Consider the following 19,827-nt stretch of genomic DNA (forward strand, 5'->3'; position numbering starts at 1 on the left):
CGCCCGGGGCCGCCCGCCCGGGGCCGCCCGCCCGGGGCCGCCCGCCCGGGGCCGCGGAACTATCACCCGATCGGGTGATGTGAACCGGCCGTGCCGCGGGAGCCCGGCTGCGATTCGGTCGCGCGGCTGGGAATCGACGACAGAAGGCGTCGAGCATTCCGAATTCTGCGACCCAAGGCGTCGTGAAATCCCGGAAATTCCAGCAATTTCAAGCCCGGTTCAGGTATTCATGCGTCCCCGGCGATCCCCTATGGTTGGAGTGTGCCCGGGAAAACCGGCGGATGTAATTAACGTCCAGGCCGGAAATCTGGAATTGCGGGCCTCCCCTTCCATTTCCCTTGAGAGGTGAATTCTGTCATGACGGAAACCAGCGGAACCGCCCCGGAGCCCGGCGCCGACCTGCCCGCCACGGATTCGCAGGCCGCCGACATCCTCCCCGCCGCGCGCCCCGCCTGGGAGCGCCTCGTCACCCCCGGCTACCTCGCTGGCCCCGGCACGGTGGCCGACGACGCCTTCAACCCCCTGACCGGGCAGGCCGGTTGGCAGGCCTGGAGCGACGACCTCGCCAACTGCCACCTCACCAGCCCCTGCGGGCGCGCCTACCTCGGCTTCCTGCCCGAGGCCAACCCCGAGCCGGTCGGCCTCTGGAAGGCCTGGGCCCGCCCCGACCACCACAGCCCCCGCACCTGGATGGCGGCCTTCGACGACTACGTGCCGTACGAGTACATCGGGGCCTTCACCACCGCCTGGGCCGCCGCGTACCGGCCCGACTCGCCCCGCATCGCCGGGCCGCGGGCCCCCTTCGGGAGCGACAGCGACCGCATCCTCGCCATCGCCCGCGCCGCCGGATGGGACCTCGACCACGCCACCCGGCGCACCGGCCGCGTCCTCACACGCCTCACCGCGCCCGACGGCCGCGCCGCCATCGAACTGCGCACCCCGGTGAACAGCCGCCCCGAGGACGAGATCCTCAACGACCGCGCCGCCCGCTGGACGGTCTGGGCCGCCCCCGCCCCGTACCGCAGGCCCTTGTGGGAGGCGGTCTTCTCCACCGCCACCCCGGCGGACCTGATCGCCGCCTTCGTGACCGCCCTGGTCGACCCCGCCCCGCTGGTCCGCGAGGAGCACCAGATCCCCAGCGCGGCCCGCCCGCACATCACCCTCACCTGATCGGAGGCCCGGTCACCGGCCGGGCGGTACCGCCCCCGCCCAAATCGGGGGCGGTACCCCGCCCAGCCTGCCACCCGCAAGCCCCCGCCGACCAGACGGAGGACGCACCATGAGCATCCGTTCGATCATCGCCCGCCCCGCCCCCGGCGGCTTCGCCGGACGCTACGTCCACAGCGGAGGCCACCCCGACCGCCGGGTCCCGGTCCTCCTCACCACCGTGCAGCGGCTGTACGGGGGCGACCCCGGTGCCGCCGCCCGGCACTACCTCGACGACCACCCCGCCGGATGGAGCAGGCTCGGCCCCGCCGTACCCGCCCCGGGCGGCCGCCCCGCGCCGTACGAGGACCCGTACGCCCCGCCCGAGCAGTGCTACTGCCACGGCCGCTGGTCCGGCCCCGCCCAGCTGATCACCCACGACACGGCTGACCCGCTGTGGCACGAGTGGATCTACCTCCTGCGGCCCGACGGCCTGGAGGTCATCCGCACCGACTGGAGGAAGAGCACCCGCACCGAGTGGGCGAGCCACCTCCTGCCCTGGAACACCGACCCGGCCGCACCGCTGCCTGCCGCCCTGCGGGCCTGACGGAGCGCTGCCCGGAAGCGGCCCCACTCCGCACAACCTGACGACCACCCGGCGGCCGGATCCCACCGGCCCGGCCGCCCCTGCCCGGAACGGAAGCACCATGACAGCAGCACCCGCTGCCCCCGGCCCCATGACGCCCGCAGGCGCCGCCACCCTCGCCGAGCGCGCCCGCCGCGCCGCCGCCATGGTCCGCGCAGCCGTCGAAGCGGAGCCCGACCCCCGCCTGCACGCCAGCGAGCGGGTCCGCGCCCGGCTCCGCATCGCCTCTCTCCTCGGCATCCCGCCGACCGCGGTCACCGTTGCCGACGACGACCGCCGCGCAACCCTGGCCCACGCTGCGGTGATCCTCGCGGCCGCCGACCCCGCCGATCCGGCCGCCTCCTACCGGTTCAGCATCGCCGACCCCTTCTACGACGACGACACGGTCCGCCTGCTCGGTGCCTGCCCGGTCTGCGGCGCAGAAGTCCCGGTCCGCGACATCGCCAACCTGGCCGACCTCGCCGATGCCGACCGGCCCCTGGAGATCCCGGACTGCGGCTCCGGCTCGGAGGGCGTCTCCTACAGCTTCGCCGACGACCGCGGCCACTCCGGCGCCTGCACATACGGACCCGGCGCATGACCGGAAGCCCTGGGCCGCCCCCCGCGGGCGGCCCCGCCAGCCCCGGGCAGTGCCACGCCCCGGTGGGCACCACCGCCCGCTGCCACCCGCCATCATCCGAACAGAGAGGGACCACCACATGTCGATCCACCAGACCACGGCCGCGCAGCACCCGGACCAGCCCGCCTCCGGCCAGGCCCCGGCGCCCGGCAGCGCGCTGGCCGCCGACCTCATCACCGCGCACCTCGCGGCGTCCCCGCACCGCGGAACCGGCCGGGGCGAGGCCCTCGACCACCTCCTCGTCATCATCACCCGCACCGCGGAGGATCTCGACGACACCGCCGAGGAACTCCACTGCACCGCCGCCCGGGCCCGAGACCGCCTCGAAGCGGCCGCCACGGGCCGGGCGCTGAGCACGGCCGACCAGCCGGTGATGGCCGCCACCGGCGCCGAACTGGACCTCCTCGGCGCCGTAGCCCGTACCCAGACCCGCCACCTCCGCCAGCTCCTCCACACCTACCGCAAGCTCAACACCCCGCCTCCGGAGGCCAGCTGACCGCCGGTTCCGGGCCGCACACCTGCCGCCCCCGGCGGCGGGGCGTGGCCCGGGCCCGGGCCGGCTCCGCCGCGGCCGGGGCAGCACCGGATCCCCCGCTGGTCCGCGCCCCGGCGCCTGCCCAGGACGAGGCCTGCCAGCAGACCGCCCGGCCACCGGCGGGACCGCGGCGGCCGAGCGCAGAGCCGGAGCGGTCCCGCAACCCTTCCGCCCGAAGCACAGGAGAGACCACCCTCATGCCCCAGCGCCACCTCACCGTTGCCGACCTGATCGCCAGCCTCACCCGCCACGACCCGCGCACCCCCGTCCGCCTCGCCCTCTCCCCGGAGTGGCCCTTCGAGCACTACGTCGGCGCCGTCACCGCCACTCCCGGGATCCAGGTGGCTCCCAGCAGCGTGCCGACCGGAGCCGTCTGGATCGGCGACGGTGGCCAGATCGGCTACCTCCCGCCCGAGGTCTGGGTCGAGCTGCACGAGGAGCCCGGAAGCGGCCTCACCGGCGCGGCCTGATCCGCCCCCGCGGCACCGGGAACCTGTCCGGTCCCGGGAGACCGGCCCCTTTCGGACTGTTGCGCCCCGCCGCGCTGCCCTCCCAGCAGCGCGGCGGGGCACGGCAATCGGGAGGCGGGGTGGGCGGGAGGTGCGGCAGACTGCCCGGATGTTCATGATGCATCCGGTCCTGGAGGTCTTTCCTCCCGGCGATTTCGCCCTGTGGCCGGTCGCGGCGGTCGAGCGGTACGGCTATCTGCCGCTCAGCGGCCGACTCGACACGGCCGAGGTCGGTACGGCGGTGATGCGGATCGCCGACTACAACGATCCCGACCCGGAGGAGGACGGCTGTACGCCGCGGCCTGCCGATCCGGTCGGGGCCTTCCTGCACGGCCTGCTCACCGTCGACACGCCGTTGGCCCCCGGTGGTCTGCGAGTCACCGACACAGCTACCGGCGCAGCCCTGCTGCCCGGCTGCTGCAACGGACTCGAGGAATGGCGCGCCTGGCTGCAGGTCCTCGACGGCGACGGCCAGGCCTGGTTCGGCCACGACCCCGCACCACACGCCGAACGCCACGGCGGCACCGTCCGGCTGACCGCCGACGCCGACCGGGAGGACAGCCCGGTCATCGACCTGTCCGCAGCCGAGCTGCGCCGCCTGCTCACCGGCGCCGAACGCGGCCTGGCCGACTTCCTCCAGCTGGCCGCCGACTGGGCGGTACGGCACCTGCCGGGCCATGCCGCCGGGGTCACTGCCGTTCTCGCCCGCTGCCTGGACCTGCCCGGGCCGGCCGCACACTGATGCCGTAGGCGCGTCTGTCGCCGGAGTCGGCGCGGTCGGGCCGGAGAACGGTGCCCGCTTCCCCGGCGCGGCGGCGACCGCCGGGGTTGAGCCGGGTTGTACCGGCCAGGTGAGCGGTGGGGCCCGGGGAGATGAAGTCATCTCCCCGGGCCCGGGCGGGCTCTGCGGTGCCGTCAGTCCTGCTCGGTGGCGCGGTAGCGGCGGGGCTTGGCGCTGGTCTGCTCGGCCTCGCCCCGGGTGGTCATCGTGGCCAGGGCGTTGGCGATCGCGCCGGAGGAGCGGCCGACGGCGTTGGCGATGCCGGTCGCGGTGAAGTCCTGCCCGGGGTGGGCCCGGAGGTGGTCCAGGACCATCCGGTGGAGCTCGCCCTGGGCGAGCCGGGGCCCGCCGCTGGTGGCGGCCCGGGGGCCGCCGGGGCGGCTGCGGTGGCCGCAGGTGGGGCAGGGCTGCCCGGGTGCCACGGCGGGCGTTACGGCGGGCGGCGCGGGGGGCGTGGCGGCCGGTGCGAGGCCGGTGGCGGCGGGTGCCGGGGTCCCGGGAGCCGGCTCGTCGCCCCGGCTGTCCGTCCGGTCCCCGTCTGCCGCCGGGGCCGTGTCCCCGGTGCTGCCGTTCGCCGGAGCGCCGCTGGAGCCGGTGTCGTCGGTGCCGGCCGGGGGTGCGGTGCTGGTCCTGTTGAGGCGCCAGATGTCGGGGAGGCGCCGCACCCGATCGTTGCCGCCGCGGGTGCGGACGGCCAGGCCGGCGCTCTCGAGGGCGGTGAGGGCCTTCCCGGCGGTGGAGCGGCTGACACCGGCCGCGAGGGCGAGGGCCGCGACGGTGGCACCGCCGTCGGTGCTGTGGAGTTCGGTGAAGACGGCGGCGGCCGGGCCGGTGAGCGCGGTGACGGCCGCCGGACTGCTGTTCGTCGTGGTGGTCATGAGTGGGGCCTCCATGGCTCCGTAGCGGAGTAGGGGTCCCCGGCCGGGGCGGTGACGGGTGCCGCCGGGCCCGCGCGGTGCGCACCGCATGCTGCGGGCCGGGTCCATGGACGCTTGGTCGCCGCCGCGGAGTCAAGCCGGTTGCCCGGTGTAGTGACTCTTTGTCCGGAGGGCCCGAAGCCGTCGGCTTCCCGTAGCGACCGGTTTGCCGTCGGTGCGTTCGTGCCGTTCTCTCAGTCTTCCTCGCCGTCCCCGCGCCTACGGAGCACTCGCTCGGCAAACCCGCTCGAGAGATTGCCCGTCACCGATTTGGCCCGGACGAGGGTCTCGGCGCCAAGGCGTTTGGCGGCGTCGACGCCCTCTGCCCCCGTCTCGAGCACCTTGTCCCTCGCCTCCGCGGCCGCGGCCCCCCATCGTCTCGCGTCCAACGACTGTCGACCGCCCTCGATCCCGAGCCGCCCGTGGAAGTCGACAACGGCGATCGCGACATGGTTGCCGGACTGCACCACGGCTGGGGACGCGGTCGGGTGCAGTAGCACCTTCGTATTGGCCGTGTCGACGGCCGCATCCACGCGGGCCAGCAGTCGCTCGGTGCTACGTGAGATGAGCTCCATCCGGTTCTGCCGGGCAGCCCGGAGTGCGAGGCGATGCCGTTCCAGCTCATCCGGAGACGAATCCAGCACGCGGTCGAGTTCGAGCACGGTGATCGCGTCGTGCAGCTGGAAGCAACGAGCCAGTACCGCGAGCCACTCCCGAACTGTGGACTCTGCGTCCTTGGACGCCTTGGCGAGATCGCCGATCTTTGTCTTGCGCTCCATCTTCTCGGCGAGCGCGTCAAGCTGACGCAACGCGTAGGCCTGGGTCCGCGCGATCGTCGTCGATGTTGTCTGCGCCTTTGACCACGTGATCTCGGAGACCCGACCTACATGCTCCCGAACGGTCATGGCCTCTTCGATGACGAAGCCCGCTCCGATCATGTCTGCCAGCACTGCGTCCTTCTGGGCGCGGAGGACATCGTCGACCTTCTCGTCGATCGCGGCGAGATAGTCGGTGATCTCGTCCATCGTCTGCTGCATCGCAAGCTGCGCCATGAGCCCCGCGGCACCGGCCAGAAACGCCGGGTTGGTCAGAAGCGATCCGGGCGTCCGCGTCAGTTCGAGGAGTCCCTTGATCCTGCCGTTCTTCGTCAGAACGGCACGGCTGGCGCCCGCATGTGAGCCTTTCATCAGCCCGTACTTTTTGAGAGCCTGCGCGGACTGCTCGGTCAGCTTCACCCAGCGACCCGAGTTGGCCGCAATCTCGGAGGCTGCCTGCGCGGCCCCGGCCGCGGCGCTGAGGGTTGATCCGAGCCTCGGCAGTCCGAGGTCCTTCGACGGCAGCCCTTCGGAGACGAGGAAGCGCTCAACAGCTGCCGGACTTCCGATGACCGCCAGGCCGTCGCCGTCGCTGATCAGCTGAACGTCGTCATTCATCGTCGGCTCCTGAGACGGCTCTTCGCAGTAGGGCGTGGGCGGTGTGCACGGCAGTGGCCGGGCAGGAGTCGAGGTCTTCCGATGGTGGAAGTTCTCACACTGCCCGTCCGGAAGACCTCGGCCTGCCTGACGCTACCTTCGCCCGCCCTGGCCTGGCTACGTTCTTCTGCCGCCTTGACGAGCTCGGCTCGGACTCGACAATGCAGCGTGTGGCCCGCATCGGGCAGTCCTGCCTGCCGTGTCGTGAGGCAGGTTTCGGGGTCCTGACGGTTCAGGTCTGCGTGCGCTGGGCGTAGGTGCCGCCGATGCGGCCGCGGGCGAAGCGGATGCGTTCCTGACGGAGGTTCCTGCTCTCGACGTGCCAGTCCGCGTCTCGCCATGCCTTTGCCTGGACATGGCTGTTGTTCGCCCACCATCCAGGATTGGTGCGAGCGGTGGAGGGCAGGCCGCCGACCAGTTCGTCGATGAAGGAGAAATCCAGCTCGATGGCTGAATCACTGCGAACAGCGGCAAGTTCAAGGTAGGCACGCAGGGGTCCGTACTTGCCCTCGGTCATTCTCCCAGCTCCTGTTCGGGCGCGTGCCGGTGCGGCGGCTGACCGGAGCAAGTGAACCATGTTGTGCTGACGGTCGGTGCGGACATCTGCTGACTCAGCGCCGGGCGGTGGGTCTGGTGGCGCCGACGAAGTGCAGATCCTGGCGGCGGTAGGGGGCTTCGCGGACGGGGATGCCGGTGCGGGGGGCTTCGATGATGCGGCCGTTGTCGGTGTAGAGGGCGGTGTGGGTGATGGCGGCGGGGGAGCTGCCGTAGAAGAGGAGGTCGCCGGGGAGGAGGGGTGTTCCGGCGGGGAGCCGGGGGCCGGCGTTGTACTGGTCCTGGGCGACGCGGGGGATGGGGATGCGGGCGGCGGCGTAGGCGGCCTGGGTGAGGCCGGAGCAGTCGTAGCCGTGGCCGGGGGTGCCGGTGCCGCCCCATTCGTAGGGCGTGCCGATTCTGGCGCGGGCGAAGGCGATTGCGGTGGCCGCGGCCTGGCTGGGCGCGGGTGCGGGGCGGCCGGGGCCGGTGGTGCCGGCGTAGGCGGCGGCCTGGGCGAGGACCTTGTCGACGTACCACTGGGCGTGGTTGTAGGCGTAGACCGCGGCCTGCAGGTCGTGTCCGCCGCGGGCGCCGTGGGCGCACAGCAGGCGGGCGGCGGCGTGGACGGCGTCGGCCGGGTCCCAGGGGGTGGGCGGTTCGGCGCCGCCGTGCGGGACGGGTAGCGCGTACTGCTGGAAGGTGGCGGGGAGGAACTGCATGGGGCCGACGGCTCCGGCGGTGGAGACCAGGCTGGGGGCGCGGCCGTGGTCGGTCTCGACTTTGCCGATGGCGGCGAGGACGGTCCAGGGCAGGCCGGGGCAGGTGGGGGCGGCTTGCTGGTAGAGGGCGAGCATTGTGGGCGGGATGTCGGCGAGTGCGCTGTCGCTGGGCGCGGCCCCGGCACTGGTGCCGCCGGTGAGGGCTGTGACGACTCCGGTGGCTGCGCCCACGGCCAGGGTGAGGAAGGCGAGGCAGCCGACTCCGGCACTGACGGCGATGCGGGTGCCGGCGGAGGCCAATGCGGGCTCTACCAGTCGTAGATCTGGTCGGCGTTGCCGGGCGGCAGGGGCGGTGGCGCGGGGATGTATGGGTGGCCGCGGTCGCTGCCGGGCCCGGAGTGGGCTGTGGGGGCGGTGGTGTCCGGTGGTGCGGTCCAGGGGCGTTCGGGTACGGGCCAGGCGGCGGGAAGGCCTGCGAGGCGGGTGCGGTGGGCGGGGCGTCCGACGGGGAGCCAGACGGCCGCGGCGGGGTGGTGGTCGGCGGCGCAGGCGGCGGGGAGGTCGCGGGCGGTGGTGGCGGCGGCGATCCGGGCGAGGGCGTCGTGGCCGTCCAGGCGCTGGTGGAGGGTCTGTTCGCGGCGGGTGCTGTGGAGGGTGAACAGGACGAGCGGCCGGGTGCGGGTGGTGGCGGCGGCTTCGGCGTAGTCGTTGAGTTTGGCGGCGAGGCGGGTGAGGGGTTCGGTGCCGGTGTCGTATTCGAGGAAGAAGGACGCGGCGGCGGTGGGGGTCTGCCAGTGGCCGTAGGCGTCGGGGCGGACGAGGTCGCCCCAGTGGTGCTCGCAGCGCTGTTCGGACCACCAGGCGGTGAGGCGGCCGCTGTCGGGGTGGGTGCGGCTGTGGTGGGCGAGCCGGGTGAAGAAGGCGGTGGCGCCGAGGTCGTGGGCGAGGAAGGGGGAGTAGGCGGTGCGGGTGGCGAGTTCGGGGTGCCAGCCGAGGGCGGCGGGGGTGGTGGCGTGGCGGGCGGCGAGGAGCTGGGCGCCGAGTCGGCCGAGGACGTGGTGGGCGGGGTGGCTGCCGGTGCGGCGGTGGGGGCGGAAGGAGTCGGTGAGGCCGAGGGCGCGCAGGTCGGCGAGGCGGCGGTTGGCGGAGCGGCGCCCGGTGAAGGCGAGGTCGGTGATGTGGCCGGTCGTCAGGACGCGGTGCTCTAGGAGGAGGTGGAGCAGCCACAGGTCGCGGCCGGTGAGCCGGGATGCGAGGCGGGCGAGGTCGGTGCTGCGGGCGCGTGCGGGCACGGGTTCTCCTACGGGTTGGGGTGGCCGGGGCCGTAGTGGTGGCGGGAGGAGCGGCGCACTTCGGCGGCGCGGCCGGGTACGGGTGGCGGGAGCGGGGCGGTGCGCAGGGTGAAGGCGGGGGTATCGGCGCTGGCGGCGACGAGGCGGGCGGCGGCCTGGTAGGCGCCGAGGTGGGAGAGGTCGTGCGCGGTGAGGTTCGGTGCCGTGTGGCGTTCGAGGTCGCGGGCGTCCTCGGGCGAGGCGTTGAACACGATCTTGGAGCGGGCGTTGGCGGAGATTCCTTCGCGCAGGTCGTGGGGGAGCTGGGCGAGGTGCTGGTGGGCGAGGACGAGGGAGAGCCGGTAGCCGCGGGCCTCGGCGAGCATGTCCTCCAGCGGGTAGGGGAGGGTGAGGAAGTTGTGGCACTCGTCGAGGTACAGCGCGGCGTCCCGGCGGGCGTGCTCGCCGGTGCCGGCGCGGCGGGCGGCGGCCTGCCAGGTCTTGGCGACGGTGAAGGAGCCGAGCAGGCGGGCGGTCTCCTCGCCGAGGACGCCCTTGGGGAGGCGGACGAGGGCGATGCCCCCGTCGAGGACGTCGGCGAGGTCGAAGGTGGACGGCCCGGCGGCGATGGTGTTCTGGACGAACGGGCGGAGCAGGAACGCGCGGAGCTTGTTCATGAGCGGGCCGGTGGCGGCGGCGCGCGACGGCTCGGACAGCTGCTCGTACCAGTGCCAGAAGCCGCGCAGCACCCTGTCGTCGATGCCGGCGGTGGCGCGGCGCCGGTAGGCGGGCTCGGTGAGCAGGCGGGGGATGTCGGCGAGCGTGACGGTGCTGTTCGCGGTGCGCGCGGCCGCCATGAGGGTGAGGCAGGCGGCGCGCATGACGTCGTCGGTGCGCGGACCCCAGAAGGCGGTGAAGATGCGGCGGAAGATGCCGACCAGGTTGTCGACGACGACGTCCGCGTCCGGGCCTTCGAGGACGTTGAGGCGGGGCGGCAGGCCGCGGTCGCCGGGATCGATGAGGACGGTCCGGCCGAGCGCGGAGGCGGGCAGGCGGCTGAGGAGGTCGTGGACGAGGTCGCCCTTCGGGTCGACGACCAGCACGCCGCGTCCGGCCACGGCATCCGCCAGCACCATGGACGCCATCAGGGTGGACTTGCCGGAGCCGGTGGCGCCGATGATGTGCAGGTGGTGGCGGCCGTCCGGGACGGCGAGGGCGACGGGCCGGGCGGGCCCGGTGTCGGCGGTACCGAGCGGTTTGGCGTCCGGCCCTGGCCAGGAGACTGCAGTCGGCGGCTGGACCGAGCGCGCCCCGGCCCGCTGGACGCCGGGGGCCTCGGCATCGAGCGGCAGGTGGGCGATGTGCGCGAGCTCGGGGACGGACAGCAGGTCCCCGCGGAGCGGGAAGCACCGGGCGGCAGTGCGTTCGGCGGGACGGCGAAGGCGGTGGCGGGCATAGAAGTTGCGGCCCGAGTGGACGGCGAAGGCCAAGGCGACGGCATGGGCGCGTCCGCGCGCCCGGGTCCGCGCGGCGTCTTCACCGCCCTCACCGGCCGGGAAGCTGACGGCGTACCGGATCGCGGTCTCCCATTGCGGACCCGCAGCCTTGGCCAGGGCGGCGCGCAGCTCGCCGCCCTGCTCGGGATCGCGGGCGGCGGAGGCGGCGCGGGACGGCCGGTGGGTGAGGAAGTCGAGGAACGCGCCTGCCCGGGAGGGGCTTCCGGCGCCGGCCCGCAGGCGGCGCAGGGCGTGCTTGGCCCGGTGCACGCGCCGCCCGGTGGCGGGGCGGGCCAGGACGCTGACCACTGCCTCGGCGCCCGCGGGCAGGGCCGCCCCTGCGCCGAGCAGAGCCCGCAGCGGGTCGGCGTCGTGCGCGGTGCGCAGGGGGAGGATCTCGGGCCGGGTCAGGCGGAGTTCGCCGCCGGTGCAGTACTGCGCCCCCTTCGCCGGACCGGCTGAGGGCTGTTCGATGCGGGTGTGGGCGCCGGGCCAGGCCGCTTCGACGGCCCGGCGCAGCAGCGCCTGCGGGACGCACCCGGGTGCCCACAAGCGGACGGCGAGGCCGGTGCTGGTGAACCGGTATTCGAAGGCGAGGTGGGGCTGTCCGGTGGTGAGGCGCCGATACCAGGGGCGTAGCAGGCCGGTGAGGTGGCTCCAGAAGGCTTCGGCCGCCGCGGCTTCGACGGCGGGCGGCAGCAGGACGGTCCACGCGGTGCCGCCGGCGGTCAGACGCTCCTGCCGACGCCGGTGCAGCAGATGCCTGGCCGTGTGCCAGCCGGCGGCCAGGACTGCGGCGGCGGGTGCGGCGGGCAGCAGGAGCCGTGCGGTGTGCTGCCAGAACGCGAGGGGATCGGAGAGGTAGGTGCCGAGCAGTCCTCCCGGCAGAGCGGCGCTCACCGCTCGCCGTCGGCGAGTTCGCCGGGGTCGGTGGTGATCAGCCGGTGCTCGGCCGGGGAGGCGGCGGCGGTGAAGGCGGCGCGCTGTCCGGGCCCCGCGCACAGCAGTGCCTCGCCGCGCGGCGCGGTGAGGAGGTAGGCGGCTTCTCCTGCGGAGAGCCGGAATGCCTCGGTGACCGCGTCGATCGCCTGCGGGGCCTGCCGCAGCAGGATCTGGGTGGCGGCGTTGGCGACGACGGCCCGGCCGAGGTCGGTGGCGAGCAGGTCGGCGGTGTCCTGGGTGACCACGGCCAGCCCGGCCCAGTGCTTGCGGGAGGATTTGGCCATCCGGTGCAGGAACCGGGCGCTGTGTTCGTCGCGCATCAGCAGCCACGCCTCGTCGATCACCACCAGGCGGGGCCGGCGGTCGGCAGGGTCGGTGACGGTGCGCCAGACCGCGTCCAGGCAGAGCATGGTGGCGGCGGGCTTCAGCTCGTCGGGGACCTCGCGCAGCGAGTAGACGGCCAGATGCCCGTCCGCCCGGTGGGTGGTGGGGCCGTCGAACAGCTGCCGGTGGCTGCCCGTGGTGTAGGGGGCGAGCTGGGCGGCGAGCCGCCCGGCAGCCGGGTCCTCCATGCCGGCGAGTGCGGCGGCGAGGCCGGAGAGCAGCGGTGCGGGCAGGTGGTGGGTGGCGGGGTCGCCGGTGATGCCGACGGCGCGGTAAGCGCTGAGGACAGCCGCATCCAGCAGGGCCTTCTCGGAGGGCGGGAACGCCTGGCCGAGGAGGACGGCGAGGAAGGAGTGCAGGAACAGCACACGGCGGGTGAGCGGGTCCGGCGTGCCGTCGGGCGGGAGGTCGAACGGATTGATGCGCACACCGGGCGCACCGGGGCGGATGACCGTGCCGCCGGCGGCGTCGGCCAGGCGGGCGTACTCGTCCTCCGGGTCGACGACGCGGACCTGGACGCCCTGGTAGAGCAGCCGGAGTACTTCGAGCTTGGTCAGGTACGACTTGCCGGCGCCCGAGCGGGCCAGGGTGACGGAGTTGTGGTTGTCCTGGGCGAAGCGGTCCCACAGCACCATCCCGGACGCGGCCGCGTTGAGCCCGTACAGCACCTCGCCCACGCCGCTGCCGCTGCCCGCCGCGGACCGGGGCAGGTCGGGGGAGGCGAACGGGAAGCAGGCGGCCAGGGCCTCGGTGTCGAACGTGCGGACGGCCTGCAGCCTGTCGGTGCCCAGCGGCAGGCAGGTGGTCCAGCCCTGCAGCATCCGCCATGTCGCGGGCTGGCAGCGCAGCAGCATCGACTCCGCCAGCGCCCGCACGGCCGACAGCTCGCCGGCGAGCTGCTCGCGGTCCGGGGCGTAGACGGTCAGGTACAGGCCGGCGCGGAAGAGCTTGCCCTCACCGCGCGCCACCCGCCAGGCCAGCTCGGCCGCGTCCGCGGCGGCGGCCTCCGTCTCCGGGTCGTCCAGGCCGCCGCGCCGGTGCCCGATGCGGCGGCTGGCCTCCAGCCGGGCGCGCTGCCTGCGCAGCCGCGCGGAGGCGGTGGCGGCGGGCACCGGCTCGACGTGCAGCGACACGTCCAGGCGGCCCGGGTAGGTGAGCAGCGGCTCCAGCCAGCCGGGGCCGACCTCGGCCGGGTAGCCGGTGACGATCAGCGTGGCGGCGAGCAGGTCGCCGACCGCGATCACGCGCGGCTCGACCTGCACCGAGTCCGGGCCGAGCCCGGCATCCTGCTCCTGCGGCGGGGCGGTGTGCTTCACCAGGGGGCTCCTTCGGCCGCGGTGACGGGGGAGTGGGGCAGGGCCGGGCGCGGGTGGACCGGGATGCCGGGATCGCACGCGGCGGCGAGCACCCCGTACGCCGTACTACCGTCCAGCACCCGGCCCGCCGCCTCGCAGGCAGCGAGCAGACCGGTGGACTCCTCGGCCCGCCGCAGCACCCGGGCCGCAGCCCCGCGGTCGGTGCCCGGCTCGCGGTGGACGAGCAGCACCCGCCGGTGCAGCAGGTCCTGGCCCTCCGCCAGCTCCGCGAGGAACTCCGCGTGCGCCAGGCACGCCTGCTCCAGCAGCGGATGCGGCAGCCCGGGCGCCGCCCGCCGGAGCGCCAGGACTGCGGGGGCGGTGTCCAGCGGCTGGGTGCGCACCAGGACCTGCACCGGGCCGGTGAGCGAGTTCAGCCACCGTCCGAACCCCGCGATGAGCGCCTGCTGCTCGCCGCCGGTGCGCAGCGCGAAGTTCACGGTGCCCGCCTCGGCGAGTACGGCGCATCCGTCGGGGCCCAGGCCGACGGTGCCGTCCGGGGCGATTTCCGCCACCGGAAGGCGGAGCCGGTTCGGGTCCTGGCCCGGCCGGGCGGTCGGGGCCAGGCGGCGCGGGGTGCGGCGGTGGCGTACGGCTTCGGCCAGCCAGCGGTCCAGCGCCAGGCCGTCGCGCCGGGTGAGCACCGCGAGCACGGCGGCGGTGGCCACAGGCAGGGCCGCCGCCGCACAGAACAGCAGTGGAACGAACGGGCGCGCCGCCTGGTAGCCGAGCCACAGCACCAGGGCGACGGCGCCCAGCCGCAGAGCCTGGCGGGCCGTCAGCGGCCCGAGGACCGTGTCCTCCCGGTCGACATCGGCGGGGATCTTCACGGGCGAGGGCCAGACCTCGTCCCCGGCGGGGCGGCTGCTCACGGATTCCTCCTTCGACGGCGGCGGGGGCCGGGACCGGGCGGGCCGCTGTCCAGCGGCGGGCGCAGGACGGCCGGCCGCGGCAGCGGGGGCGGCAGATTGACGCGGGCGGGCCGCAGGTTCGAGGCGGACGTCGGCCGGACCGCGGGCGGAGGCGGCGGCGATGGTGGCGGCTTCGGCCCGCTGCCCGGACCGGGCGGCGGAGGCAGCGGGCCTGGTAGGCCGCCCGTCGGCTGGGGCGGCCCCGGTGGATTCGGCGGTGCTCCCGGAGCGGGGCCGCTGCCGGTAATACCGCGTGGTGGTGGTGCAGGCGCCGGAACCTGGTTGCCGGGGGTGTGCCGCCGCGGACGGCCCCACTGGTAGGCCGCCGCGGAGGCGCCTGTGCCCGGGTTGTTCGGGGTAGAGCCGGTTCCGCCGGAGGGCGGGGCGGTGGGACCGGGCCGCGCAGCGCCTCCGGTCCCGCCCGGGCCGGAGCCGGCCCTGGGCCCGGTGCCGCCCGGTCGGCCTGTACCGGGGCGGCCTGGTCCCGGCCCGTTCCCCGAGGGCCCGGCGGGCGGCGGCATCGCGGGCCCGCCAGCGCCAGGCCGTCGGCGGGGCGGCACCGGGCCACCCGCGCGGGGCCGGCCGGACCCCGCCGCCGACCGGGCGGTCCGCAGCGTCCGCAGCCGTCCGGCGAACTGCGCACCGAAGGCGTACGGGCCCATCGGCATGCCGAGCGCCCCGACCGCGACCTTCCGCAGCGTGTACAGACCGCCGGAGCGGGACCCGCCGCTGGTGATCGCGCGCGCCGGGTTCGCGGCGACGGACCTGATCCAGCCGGGGACCTTGACCAGCAGGTAGAGCGTGCCGCACAGCACCGTCAGGTTCACCAGCGAGCCCGCCGCCGGGATGCCGAAGACGCCGGTGTTCTCCGGATCCAGCAGCACCTGCATGCAGACCAGGAAGACGATCGACTGGACGATCTGGGTGGCGGCGCAGCCGGTGAAGGCCCGCCACCACATCCGGGCGATGCCGTCGGTGGCCGGGTGGCCGTGGCAGGCGAGCATCAGCGGCGCGGCGACCGTGAGCACGACCACCGCGGCGAGCCGCACCAGCGCTGTGACCAGCAGTGTCCAGGCGAGCGTCAGCAGGACGAGGGCGAACACCAGGTTGTACAGCGGCGCGGTGGCGGTGTTCACCTGCGCGAGCAGCATCCCCACCAGCGCGGCGGCCGCGGAGTCCGCGTTGATCGCGTCCCCGGCGATGGCCCAGCTGACTGCATTGCCGAGGTTCAGCATCATCGAACAGGTCGTCAGGGACAGGCTGGAGGCGGCGATGCCGAACACGAGCCGCGGCAGCAGCTCCCGGGCGCCGTGGCGCTGCTGCACGGTGCCGTGCCCCATCACGGTGATCCCGCCTGCCAGCACCAGCAGCCCGTACAGGCCGAGCGCCAGCATCCGCAGCTTCTGCCACAGCTCGCGCACCTTCGGCAGGGCGGTGACGTCCGGGACGGTGAGCAGTGCGTGCACCACAGCGTTGACCAGCGGCACGACCAGCGGCCGCAGGAGATCGGCGATCCAGCCGGTGATGGCCTTCTTCACCTGACCGGGGATGTCCCAGAACGCCACCCCGCCGTCCGAACCGTCGTCCGTCGCCGGAGCCTCCGCAGGCGGAGCCGGGCCGGGGGACGGAGACGGTACCGGCAGCGGCCGCGAGGGCGTGGTCACCGGCGGCGCGGACGTCAGCCCGGGCGACGGCTCCGGCGCCGTCGGCACGACCGGTACGGCGGGTGCGCCGCCGGTCGGTCCCGGAGCCGGTGCGGGCTGCGGGTCGGCGTATGCGCCGGCCGCCAGCACCACCGTCAGCGCCACCGCCGTCGCGGCGACCACGGCCGCCATCAGCCACCCGCCGAACGGCGCGGGCCGGGAGCGGGGCGTCACTTCGCGCCGACCAGCGACTTGAGGATGTCCAGGATCACTGGCGCCAGGATCGCGATCATGTACCCGATCCCGGCCGAGCGCAGCGCGCCCTTGGCCTTCTCGACCTCGCCGGGGTCGCCGCTCGCCAGCAGGTAGCGCAGCCCGCCGATCGTCAGGAACGTCGTCGCCACCGTGGCGACGATCCCGACGATCCACAGCGTGATGTTCTTGAACACCTGGTCCACGCTCGGCGGCGACGGCGGGTCCGCGAACGCGACCGCCGCCAGGGCGAACACCACCAGCAGGACCGCCAGCGACAGCACGGCGGGCAGCGCGTACGGGGACCGCGGCGGACGCCGGGGCCTGGGGCACGGACGAACGGCCATGGACGACTCCTGGGATCAGGCGGGGCACGGGGGAGAGGGCGCCCGGGCGGGTCCGGCGGGCGGCGGGGAACTCCATCGGGCCGTCACCTCCCTCACGGGACCGGGTGGCGGCGGGCAGCGGTGTCAGCGTCTGCGGCGGACTCCCCGCCGCCCGCCGGACCGCTGAACGGCCCGGCAGCGCCCTCTCACCCCTCACAAACCGCTAGGGAGGAGCGTTTCTAACGGACGTCCCGTCAGGACGTCAGCAGCCCGGCGCGGACCGCCCGCACCAGTCGTACCTCCGCCCGGTGCCGACGCATCCCCAGTGCCTCCGCCGTCACGCCTTCCTGCTCGGCCAGCACCCGCACCGGAACCCTCTCCAGCCGGGTCCGGGCGATCAGCTCCGCCTGGGCACGGGTCAGCAGCCCGCGCTCGACCGCCCGGTCCAGCAGCTCGTCCGGGTGCACCGGCGTCGGCCCCTGCTCTCCGTCCGGGCACTCCCCGAGCCCGGCCCGCAGCGCCCGGTGGCTGCGCTCGACGTCCTCCAGCCGCCGGGCCGCCCGGTCGGCGGCCCAGCACAGGCTCGCCGGGATCCGCCCCGGCTCCTCGACACCGTCCACCCGTCCCCGCAGATCCACCAGGGCCTCCCAGAACCCGGCCAGCAGGGCCTGCTGCACGTCGTGCTGCGACACGTCCGGCGCCGTACGCCGCAGCCGCGCCGCCGTCCGCCACAGCCCGGGCAGCGCCATCGCACACACCGCCGTCCGCCACTCCTCCCCGCGCCGCCCGCTCCACCCGGTCATCTTCACCAGCCGCACCCAGACCAGCCCGCGCGCCTGGTAGCCGACCGACGGGTGCAGCAGCAGCGCCCGCAGCTCCGCCATGTCCATCGGGTGCTCCGGCAGCCCCGCCGCCAGGTCCCCGACCACGAGCGTCAGCGGCCGCGGCCGCTCGACCAGCCGCATCAGCTCCGCCTCCAGCACCCGCAGCGGCTCCATCCCGGCAGTGGTGATCGCGTCCATCGCAGTGGTTCCTCTCGTCCCTCGCGGCGGCACCGTGCCGCCCGGGAACGAGTCCGCCGGACCCGTTGGGGCACATCCGGAACCAAGATCTGCCGCTTGCGGGTCAGCGATGGGGCACCCCTGGGGCGGATACGGCCCACTGCCTGTGGAGAGCCGCCCCACGAGCGCCCCAATCGACTGCTGACCTGCGGATACTCCCGGCCTCCGTCGTCGGCGCAGTGCGGCGGAAGCATGCAGGAAGAACCCGAAATTCCTTCGCCCGACCTCTTGCACCAGAGGCAGCCACCCCACCCCGCCGCCTCCTGTCCGACCGGTGCCGGGCCGTCCAGCTCGAACAGGCGGACCAGATCGTGGCCGCCGTCCCCAGCGGGGGCTGGCAGGGCGTACTGGAAGGACGAGGGGCCGGGAGGTACACCGCTCACCGAGCAGGTGCCGGCCTGGCTGATCACCTCCAGGGGCAGGACAGCGGCGATCACAGCCGACGAGTGGGGCTGGACCGAGGATGCCGACAGCGCCGCTCTCTTCGTCCCGCCAGGCCAGACCCTGCCCACGGGCGGCGGCGCCCCTCCAGCAGCCTCTTGAGCGCAACCAAAGCTCCTGTGGAGGAGTGCCCCACACCTGCCCCATTCGGTCTCTGAACTGCGCAGATACGCGGCGGGCAAACAATGCTGCGACTGGTTGACCGCACCGCCTTACCAGCCTGTGGTCAGACGCCGGCCCGAAGCAGCCGCCCGACAATGCCATGCGGAAGACTGACGGCATGACCGTCCGTCAAGAGCTCGCCTCCTCCGAGGAGATCCACGCATACCTCCTCCAGCGGCTCAACCTCGCCCTGCGCCGCCCGGGGATGATGGGCCGGGAGACCGGTATCCGGCTGGTGCTGGACCACCTGCTCGCCGCGGAGCGCCGCCCGGAGGCATGGGAGGAGCTGAGAGAGACCCTTGACCGGCGCGGGGCCTGGACCAGCGTCGGGGTGAGCGGGGCGTTCGAGGACCTGCTGCCCGGTGATCACGGGTGCAGCACGGCCTCGGTCTACGCCGAGTTCGCCCGCCGCCAGGGCTGGCTCGAAACCGACCGGCTGCTGGACGCGGGCGCGTACGCCGAGCTGCGCGCCGCCATTGCTCTCTGGACTGCGCAGGACCGGACGTGGTCCCACGTGGAGGCTGCCTTCGGTCCGCCATCGGTCCTGTTCGGCGGGACGAACCCCTACTACGGCAAGGTGCTCGGCTATGCGTCCGAGTCGCCGCAGGAGCCGATGGTGTTCTTCCACCTCTGGAACGGCACCGACCCGGGCGCCGGGCACACCTGGCCGCCGCCGCGCGTCGAGCCGCTTCTCCTCGCGGTCCGCTGCGGCGACGGGCCGTTCGCCGACACCTTCACCTTCACCCCGGAGGGCCGCCGCCGACCCGGGTAGGCGCTGCAGGCCGGGACCAGCGCCCAGGCTCCCTCCTACTGGCGGTGCGTTAGGAATGGGCGCCCGCGGCGGTTTGTATGGGTGTCAGCGTCACGCGGCGGCCGTCGGGCCGACCCGCCCATGGACCAGACCCGTCCCGCCCCCACTGCCGTCCGTTCCGGCCGCACCCGCACCGTCGCCGGCCAGAGCACCGTCCCCCTGTCCGTCTGGCTGACCGAGCCGCTCACCGGCTGCTGCCCCGCGTGCGAGGGCCCGGCGGACGCCGCCTGCGCCAACCGGCTCCCGCTCGGCCTCGCCCGGCAGGTCACCGAGGCGTTCTCCGCCCCCAGCGACCTGGTGTACGTGCCCGAGGCCGGCAACGCCGCCTGCCTGATTGCCCCCGTCCAGGCCCGCCGCAAGGTCCTCGCCTTCGCCCCGACCAACCCGGCCGCCGCCCGCGCCTACGACACCCTGCGCGAGAACGCCGCCGAAGTGGCCTCCCTCGCCGTACTGCGCCGCGGCGCCCCGGGCAGCCTGCCGTCCGGCGCCGACCGGGCCGGCGGACGCGCCCGCCTCGCCATCGCCGCGCCCCACCACGGCGCCACCCCGGCCGCCCTCGCCGCGCTCGCCGAATCGTGCGCCCGGGCACTGCAGCCCGGCGGCATCCTCGTCACCGCCTCCCGGCAGAGTGCCGGACAGGACGCCTGCGGCCACCTGGTCGCCCACGCCCAGGCCGCCGGCCTCGCCTACCTCCAGCACATCGCCGCCGTCGAGGCCACCGCCGCCGACGGCCGCCTCGTACCCGCCACCGCCGCACCCGCCCAGCACGGCCCCGACTGCGCCTGCCGCCACGCCCGCCCCGGCGCCGGCCGCCACGCCCTCATCCACAGCGACCTCCTCGTCTTCACCAAGCCCTGAACCAACCCCGCCCCCAACCACCCGCCGCGAGGA

General features: G+C 74.6%; 19 protein-coding genes. 8 read left to right on the forward strand and 11 right to left on the reverse strand.

Going from position 1 to position 19,827, the window contains the following annotated elements; all coding sequences use genetic code 11:
- The first annotated feature begins 357 nt into the window (after positions 1 to 357).
- From ABD353_RS13635 to ABD353_RS13660, 6 genes are all read left to right on the forward strand, one after another.
- Positions 358 to 1,170, forward strand: coding sequence for an SPDY domain-containing protein (locus ABD353_RS13635; protein ID WP_344623822.1), 813 nt, complete (start codon positions 358 to 360; stop codon positions 1,168 to 1,170).
- Positions 1,171 to 1,279: 109 nt separating this feature from the next.
- The gene (locus ABD353_RS13640; protein WP_344623823.1) at positions 1,280 to 1,753 is read left to right on the forward strand and encodes a hypothetical protein; all 474 of its coding nucleotides are present in this window, start codon (positions 1,280 to 1,282) and stop codon (positions 1,751 to 1,753) included.
- A 100-nt stretch (positions 1,754 to 1,853) separates the two neighbouring features.
- Positions 1,854 to 2,372, forward strand: coding sequence for a hypothetical protein (locus ABD353_RS13645; RefSeq protein WP_344623824.1), 519 nt, complete (start codon positions 1,854 to 1,856; stop codon positions 2,370 to 2,372).
- Between the two features lie 118 nt (positions 2,373 to 2,490).
- Positions 2,491 to 2,907 carry a hypothetical protein gene (locus ABD353_RS13650; protein WP_344623825.1) on the forward strand — a complete coding sequence of 139 codons (417 nt, stop codon included), beginning with the start codon at positions 2,491 to 2,493 and terminating at the stop codon, positions 2,905 to 2,907.
- Positions 2,908 to 3,143: 236 nt separating this feature from the next.
- On the forward strand, positions 3,144 to 3,416 hold the full coding sequence (locus ABD353_RS13655; protein WP_344623826.1) for a hypothetical protein: 273 nt from the start codon (positions 3,144 to 3,146) through the stop codon (positions 3,414 to 3,416).
- Positions 3,417 to 3,564: 148 nt separating this feature from the next.
- The gene (locus tag ABD353_RS13660) at positions 3,565 to 4,197 is read left to right on the forward strand and encodes a hypothetical protein (protein WP_344623827.1); all 633 of its coding nucleotides are present in this window, start codon (positions 3,565 to 3,567) and stop codon (positions 4,195 to 4,197) included.
- 173 nt (positions 4,198 to 4,370) lie between these two features.
- Here the strand turns inward: ABD353_RS13660 and ABD353_RS13665 are convergent, their stop codons facing one another.
- From ABD353_RS13665 to ABD353_RS13715, 11 genes are all read right to left on the reverse strand, one after another.
- Positions 4,371 to 5,114 carry a MarR family transcriptional regulator gene (locus ABD353_RS13665; protein ID WP_344623828.1) on the reverse strand — a complete coding sequence of 248 codons (744 nt, stop codon included), beginning with the start codon at positions 5,112 to 5,114 and terminating at the stop codon, positions 4,371 to 4,373.
- A gap of 233 nt (positions 5,115 to 5,347) precedes the next feature.
- Positions 5,348 to 6,586, reverse strand: a complete 1,239-nt coding sequence (locus tag ABD353_RS13670; protein WP_344623829.1) for a hypothetical protein — start codon at positions 6,584 to 6,586, stop codon at positions 5,348 to 5,350.
- Positions 6,587 to 6,857: 271 nt separating this feature from the next.
- Positions 6,858 to 7,142, reverse strand: coding sequence for a DUF7662 domain-containing protein (locus ABD353_RS13675; protein ID WP_344623830.1), 285 nt, complete (start codon positions 7,140 to 7,142; stop codon positions 6,858 to 6,860).
- Positions 7,143 to 7,236: 94 nt separating this feature from the next.
- The gene (locus ABD353_RS13680; protein ID WP_344623831.1) at positions 7,237 to 8,181 is read right to left on the reverse strand and encodes a C40 family peptidase; all 945 of its coding nucleotides are present in this window, start codon (positions 8,179 to 8,181) and stop codon (positions 7,237 to 7,239) included.
- Positions 8,182 to 8,189: 8 nt separating this feature from the next.
- Complete coding sequence (locus ABD353_RS13685) at positions 8,190 to 9,173, reverse strand: replication-relaxation family protein (protein ID WP_344623832.1); 984 nt, start codon at positions 9,171 to 9,173, stop codon at positions 8,190 to 8,192.
- An 8-nt stretch (positions 9,174 to 9,181) separates the two neighbouring features.
- Positions 9,182 to 11,548 (reverse strand): DUF8128 domain-containing protein, encoded by a 2,367-nt coding sequence (locus tag ABD353_RS13690; protein WP_344623833.1) that lies wholly within the window; start codon positions 11,546 to 11,548, stop codon positions 9,182 to 9,184.
- Positions 11,545 to 13,290: a VirB4 family type IV secretion system protein gene (locus ABD353_RS13695; RefSeq protein WP_344623834.1), complete on the reverse strand. Its 1,746-nt coding sequence runs from the start codon at positions 13,288 to 13,290 to the stop codon at positions 11,545 to 11,547. Before ABD353_RS13695 ends, ABD353_RS13690 begins: the two co-directional genes overlap by 4 nt.
- Positions 13,287 to 14,201: a PrgI family protein gene (locus tag ABD353_RS13700; RefSeq protein ID WP_344623835.1), complete on the reverse strand. Its 915-nt coding sequence runs from the start codon at positions 14,199 to 14,201 to the stop codon at positions 13,287 to 13,289. Before ABD353_RS13700 ends, ABD353_RS13695 begins: the two co-directional genes overlap by 4 nt.
- Positions 14,198 to 16,117, reverse strand: a complete 1,920-nt coding sequence (locus ABD353_RS13705; RefSeq protein WP_344623836.1) for a conjugal transfer protein TrbL family protein — start codon at positions 16,115 to 16,117, stop codon at positions 14,198 to 14,200. The genes ABD353_RS13700 and ABD353_RS13705 overlap by 4 nt, the downstream gene beginning before the upstream one ends.
- Positions 16,114 to 16,482: a pilin gene (locus ABD353_RS13710; RefSeq protein WP_344623837.1), complete on the reverse strand. Its 369-nt coding sequence runs from the start codon at positions 16,480 to 16,482 to the stop codon at positions 16,114 to 16,116. Before ABD353_RS13710 ends, ABD353_RS13705 begins: the two co-directional genes overlap by 4 nt.
- A 233-nt stretch (positions 16,483 to 16,715) precedes the next feature.
- A complete protein-coding gene (locus tag ABD353_RS13715) occupies positions 16,716 to 17,483 on the reverse strand; it encodes a hypothetical protein (RefSeq protein WP_344623838.1) in 768 nt (255 codons plus the stop codon).
- A 760-nt stretch (positions 17,484 to 18,243) separates the two neighbouring features.
- Between ABD353_RS13715 and ABD353_RS13720 the strand changes: the two genes are divergently transcribed.
- Positions 18,244 to 18,897, forward strand: coding sequence for a hypothetical protein (locus ABD353_RS13720; RefSeq protein ID WP_344623839.1), 654 nt, complete (start codon positions 18,244 to 18,246; stop codon positions 18,895 to 18,897).
- A 120-nt stretch (positions 18,898 to 19,017) separates the two neighbouring features.
- Positions 19,018 to 19,794: a hypothetical protein gene (locus tag ABD353_RS13725; protein WP_344623840.1), complete on the forward strand. Its 777-nt coding sequence runs from the start codon at positions 19,018 to 19,020 to the stop codon at positions 19,792 to 19,794.
- Positions 19,795 to 19,827: the final 33 nt, after the last annotated feature.

The sequence above is a fragment of the Kitasatospora arboriphila genome (assembly GCF_039528095.1).
Lineage (GTDB): Bacteria > Actinomycetota > Actinomycetes > Streptomycetales > Streptomycetaceae > Kitasatospora > Kitasatospora arboriphila.

Coding starts and splice junctions, on each gene's coding strand:
- ABD353_RS13635 (WP_344623822.1), top strand. CDS start 358: ATGACGGAAACCAGCGGAACCGCCCCGGAGCCCGGCGCCGACCTGCCC.
- ABD353_RS13640 (WP_344623823.1), top strand. CDS start 1,280: ATGAGCATCCGTTCGATCATCGCCCGCCCCGCCCCCGGCGGCTTCGCC.
- ABD353_RS13645 (WP_344623824.1), top strand. CDS start 1,854: ATGACAGCAGCACCCGCTGCCCCCGGCCCCATGACGCCCGCAGGCGCC.
- ABD353_RS13650 (WP_344623825.1), top strand. CDS start 2,491: ATGTCGATCCACCAGACCACGGCCGCGCAGCACCCGGACCAGCCCGCC.
- ABD353_RS13655 (WP_344623826.1), top strand. CDS start 3,144: ATGCCCCAGCGCCACCTCACCGTTGCCGACCTGATCGCCAGCCTCACC.
- ABD353_RS13660 (WP_344623827.1), top strand. CDS start 3,565: ATGTTCATGATGCATCCGGTCCTGGAGGTCTTTCCTCCCGGCGATTTC.
- ABD353_RS13665 (WP_344623828.1), bottom strand. CDS start 5,114: ATGACCACCACGACGAACAGCAGTCCGGCGGCCGTCACCGCGCTCACC.
- ABD353_RS13670 (WP_344623829.1), bottom strand. CDS start 6,586: ATGAATGACGACGTTCAGCTGATCAGCGACGGCGACGGCCTGGCGGTC.
- ABD353_RS13675 (WP_344623830.1), bottom strand. CDS start 7,142: ATGACCGAGGGCAAGTACGGACCCCTGCGTGCCTACCTTGAACTTGCC.
- ABD353_RS13710 (WP_344623837.1), bottom strand. CDS start 16,482: ATGGCCGTTCGTCCGTGCCCCAGGCCCCGGCGTCCGCCGCGGTCCCCG.
- ABD353_RS13715 (WP_344623838.1), bottom strand. CDS start 17,483: ATGGACGCGATCACCACTGCCGGGATGGAGCCGCTGCGGGTGCTGGAG.
- ABD353_RS13720 (WP_344623839.1), top strand. CDS start 18,244: ATGACCGTCCGTCAAGAGCTCGCCTCCTCCGAGGAGATCCACGCATAC.
- ABD353_RS13725 (WP_344623840.1), top strand. CDS start 19,018: ATGGACCAGACCCGTCCCGCCCCCACTGCCGTCCGTTCCGGCCGCACC.